The organism is Arthrobacter sp. 05T45, assembly GCF_056395875.1.
On record NZ_JBFTKI010000043.1, the window covers coordinates 1 to 4732 of the forward strand.

At 63.1% G+C, this 4732-nt stretch carries 3 protein-coding genes and 1 pseudogene; 2 read left to right on the plus strand and 2 right to left on the minus strand.

The genetic code is table 11. The features are described from left to right. Nucleotides 1–1687 (plus strand): transketolase (locus tag AC1DGD_RS22040; protein WP_476858272.1); only part of this gene is annotated, 1687 nt, incomplete at its 5' end. 45 nt (nt 1688–1732) lie between these two features. Then, nucleotides 1733–1993 (plus strand): annotated as a pseudogene (locus AC1DGD_RS22045) (putative quinol monooxygenase); the annotation flags it as partial. A gap of 808 nt (nt 1994–2801) precedes the next feature. Here AC1DGD_RS22045 and AC1DGD_RS22050 read toward each other — a convergent pair. Both AC1DGD_RS22050 and AC1DGD_RS22055 read right to left on the minus strand, forming a co-directional pair. Next, entirely contained in the window at nt 2802–3401 is a 600-nt protein-coding gene (locus tag AC1DGD_RS22050) for a DUF1254 domain-containing protein (RefSeq protein ID WP_476858273.1), read from the minus strand. Then, nucleotides 3398–4003 carry a DUF1214 domain-containing protein gene (locus AC1DGD_RS22055; RefSeq protein ID WP_476858274.1) on the minus strand — a complete coding sequence of 202 codons (606 nt, stop codon included), beginning with the start codon at nt 4001–4003 and terminating at the stop codon, nt 3398–3400. Before AC1DGD_RS22055 ends, AC1DGD_RS22050 begins: the two co-directional genes overlap by 4 nt. Nucleotides 4004–4732: the final 729 nt, after the last annotated feature.

A 4732-nucleotide genomic window follows, 5' to 3' on the forward strand; every position in this document is an offset into this window, starting at 1 on the left:
TGCCTCTCCCCTGCTGTATTCGGTCTTCAAGGCCGTCGGCGTCGTCTCCGATGATGAGCTCATGACCGGCTACCGCCGGTTCGGCCAGCGCCTGCAGGGACATCCGACGCCGGCACTGCCATGGGTAGATTTCGCGACGGGCTCGCTGGGGCAGGGACTTCCGGACGGCGTCGGAGTGGCCCTCGCCGGGAAATACCTGGATCGGCTCCCCTACCGGGTGTGGGTGCTGTGTGGCGACAGCGAAATGGCGGAAGGCTCCATTTGGGAAGCCCTGGACAAGGCCTCCCACTATGGCCTGACCAACCTGGTCACCGTCGTCGACGTAAACCGGCTGGGACAGCGGGGCGAGACCGAACTCGGCTGGGACATGGAGTCCTATGCCCGCCGGGTCCAGGCTTTCGGCGCCCAGGCCATCGTCATCGACGGCCACGATCTCAGCGCCATCGACGAGGCTTTTTCCACTGCGGCAGAAGCACCTGAAGGCAAGCCCGTTGTCATCCTCGCCAAGACCATCAAGGCCAAAGGCTTCGCCGAGATCGAAGACAGCCCGGATTGGCATGGAAAACCCTTACCGCCCGACATGGCCGAGAAGGCGATTGCCGAACTCGGCGGTCAAAGGACCCTGACATTGCGGGGCCCTCTTCCAGAAGAAGGGTCAAAGGCACGCATCGACGCTCCCGGCGCAACCTTCCCCAGCTACGAAATGGGCGAGAAGGTCGCCACGCGAAAAGCTTACGGCGACGCTCTGGCAGCACTCGGCGGCATCGATCCCGCCGTTGTTGCCCTGGACGGCGAGGTCAGCAATTCCACCCATGCGGACCAATTCGCCAAGGCATTTCCCGGCCGGTTCTTCGAGATGTACATCGCCGAGCAGCAGCTCATCGCCGCCGCCACGGGACTGAGCAGCCGGGGATATAAAGCCTTCGCCTCGACCTTCGCGGCCTTCCTCACCCGCGCCTACGACTTCATCCGCATGGGGTCCATCTCGAGCGCCGACCTTCGCCTGTGCGGCTCGCACGCCGGCGTCGAAATTGGCGCCGATGGTCCATCCCAGATGGCGCTGGAGGACCTGGCGATGATCCGGGCCGTGCATGCGTCGACCGTCCTCTACCCTGCCGACGCCACCAGCACAGCCGCCCTGGTGCGGAGCATGGCGGAAACTTCCGGCATCAGCTATCTCCGAACCACCCGCGGCGCCTACCCAGTCCTGTACAGCGCCTCAGAGCAGTTCCCGATCGGCGGTTCCAAGCTCCTGCGGTCCTCCGGCAACGACGACGTCACCCTCGTCGGGGCAGGGGTCACCCTTCATGAAGCGCTTAAGGCAGCAGACATCCTCGACGCTGACGGAATCCAGGCCCGCGTCATCGACTGCTACTCCATCAAGCCCATAGACGCAGAAACACTGCTCACCGCCGCCGGCGAGACACAGGGCCGCGTCATCATCGCCGAAGACCACCACCCCGAGGGAGGCCTGGGATCAGCGGTCAAGGACGCCCTGCTCACGGCACCGCCGAGTGACCTGTCCATCACGCACCTCGCCGTGCACGGCATGCCCGGGTCCGGAACCGGGCAGGAGCTCCTCGCCTGGGCAGGCATCGACGCCGAACATATCACCGAGGCCGCCCGGCGCCTGGTCGGGCCAAACCCGCACCGGTCGTCATGGCGCGGCTCCCCGGGACCCACATAGACCCACGACAGGCCTCTCTCCCCGACTCTCGGCACCAAGCCGGGCGCGCGCGATGGCCTCATAGAACTCCTCACCAGGCGAGCCGACGGGCTTGCGAAACTGGGTTGCCTCCTCTACGAAGTAGGGATTAACGACGCCCAACCTGACACGGTGTTCGTTGCCGAGTTGTGGATATCCGAGAGCGCCCACCGGGCCTCCTTGAAACTGGACTCGGTCCGGAGCAGCATTGCCGAAGCGATGCCGCTGCTGTCAGGATCGATGAGCAGCCAGGGTTTCGAAGTCGTCGGATCTCCACTGCACGATTGAGGTTCCGCTTACGAATACCGCTTCCTAACCAAAACAACTCCCCCGTAAGCCGCTTCTCCACCGCGAGGAATCCGGAACAGTAATGGTCGCGCTATTGACTCGTCCTGAGGAGCCACAGCACACGGCCCTTCGGGCAGCCTTGTGAAGGCTTCCCAATACGCACGCCGCTAAAACGCCGGCACGGGATTTCGGTGCTCCTGGCGACGCGGCTGTTGTGATCGTTCAAGGGTGTCGCGAAGGATGGCGGGCCGCCGCTGGTGCGTGACTGCGGTGGTTGGCCCTAAGCGGCGGACCGCCCGGAATTTCCAGGTTCGATGACTCTGGGAACATGAGTTACCGGACGACTGTATTGGGGGATCCAGCCGCCCGGGCTCACTGCAAGGTTACTCCGTTTCGTCGGTGAATAGGGCGAAGATGGTCTGCCCAACGTCGCTACCGTGCAGCCCCAGCAGTTAGGCGTCGAAGTACGTCCGGACTGTCGGGTCTTGTGAAAGAGAGGCGACCACTGATGCGGCGATGTCCCGGAGTTTGACGTTTGTGCAAGGGCTGCCCCCTGCCGCAGCTTACGCGCCGCTGCCAAGTCCCGATCACTGTTGGGCCACGGACCATGGCAGCCCTGGCGCTTGGCAGACCCTGGATCTGCCTCGCCGTGCTAGGCCCGCCCCCAAAGTGTCCGTTGAGGGATCCCTCGACGGGCGCCTTGTGGGTGGCGAGTTCGGAGCCGTGGGGATCGGTTTTCGCGAATGCTCACGCTCCTTTTGCTGGCGTGAGCTGGATCAGCTTCGCGAGTTCGTACGCCGTGTGGCGGTCATCTTCGTTGGCGACGAAGACCCGACCGATCAGCAGGGCGGCGTGGTGGGGCACGTCGATCCGTGTCATGCCGTGTGGCGTATCCTCGCCATTTGGGTTCGCAGAGGAGGAAGTCGCCGATAGCGGTTCCAGTGGTGCGTTTGCCCACGTAGGCAAAGTTGGCGCCGCTGGTCGGGTCGGTGAACTGCACGCTGTAATAGCGTTGTTCCATCTCGGGCACGTGCAGCACTTGTGGTCCGGCGTTGACATCCAACCAGCCGCCAAAGTACAGGACGTCGTCGGTGCCGGTCGCGATGACACTGCCGGACAAAGCGGACTGAGACGGGCTCTCCGGCACGGCATAAATCGTGTTCACAGGGATCGGTCCGCCACCCAGCCCGCGCCGGACAAATATTCGTTTGAAGCCGCCCACTGTGATCCGCGGCCAGAAGTAGATGAAGACGAACGTACCGATCACCCAGATGGCCACAGTTGTCGCCACCAGCAGAATGATCGAGCCCAAGCCGCCGGCCGCGATTCGCCGGTAGGTGACCCACGCGAAGATTGCCAGGATGGCGATCGTCACCGGAGTGGCGTATTTCAGGATCAGGCGATTCATGACTGCACCTGGACGAGCGGCGGAACCTCGTACCCGCCGTCTACGATGGCCGGTCCGGGTAGATAGGCGCGGAGCATGAGCTTGAACCGGCCGGGCGGTGTCGCTACCCAGTTCTGCGCCGCACCCGATGGCTGATTCGGTTGGAGCAGAATGTCGACTGAGCCGTCGGCGTTCGTCACGAGACCAGAGTGGTCGTTCACGCTTGCCCGCCCGGTTGGGGCGTTGACCATATAGCCGACGGTGTCCGTCGCGGTAAGCGACCAGAAGGCATCATTCGGTGGAAGCTGACCTACCGAGAAATGAAGGCGATACGCATGCTCCCCACTGAGACGCTTCCCCGCGTCATCGCTGGTCGTTGTCCAGTAGGCGGCCTCTTCGAACACGTTGACAACCGGGAGCGCCTTCTGCAAGGCCGCACGAACGAGTAGTCCGTTGCCTGGATGGCCAGCATTGCGAATCGCGCTCCAGCCATTGACGGTCTTCGTCTCCGTCTTCGCCACGGCGTTCAAGACCAGGACGGTGGTCAGGTACGCGAAGGTTAGGCCCATGATCAGACCCTGCACTATGCCGGAACCCGCGACCCAGGCAAGGAAGCCGCTCACGATGACATCCGCATCACAGCACGACAACGGTAACCACCGCGTCGACGATGACGCCAATGGTCCGCCCACCCTCCAACGAACTGGGATGCCAGCCCGGGTTGGACTCGTTTGGTCGGAACCAAGGCTTCCGCGCTTTAACATCCATGAGTGAAACCTAGCCTGATTCCCACCGCATGAGAGACCAAAGGGCCAGGGCTACGCACGCGTCGTTAGGGCCTCCAGCAACCATGCGACCCGCGCCCGTTAGCCGGTCCCCCACCGCGACACCGTCCGCCCGCACTGGCGCTGCGAGAAATCAGATACAGATACTGGAAAATTGGATTCGCGCATGCCCCGCCCGCAAAACTGTCGCGCTCAGGTTGGACAATCGCGACAGTTGCACCCCTGCCCGCGCAGATCATCGGGCTACGCCCGGATCTCCACCATCGAACAGGACCTGACAGCGCCACGCAATGCGCTTTTTGGCTGGGTGTCCCCAGGGGGCCCGATCTATTTCGACAATGGCTGACCGACAGGAAAAAGAAACGGCCAGGACCAAGCGAAAGCCGTGGCGGCTGTTCGAGCCGGCGACGCCCCTTGTCGTCACCAAACGCGATAGGTTGGCCCGGCTCCTGCCCGCTGCTCGAGAACATTGCCGAGGACACAACGAAAATTTCCCAGGAGTTCTGGCTGCCGACAGGGATGACCATAGAGTTTTTGATCCCGAAGTCRCAGCAGGTCATGCAGTTC

Excerpts from the sequence above, each read along its gene's own strand:
- AC1DGD_RS22050 (WP_476858273.1), bottom strand. The coding sequence starts at position 3,401 with ATGAATCGCCTGATCCTGAAATACGCCACTCCGGTGACGATCGCCATC.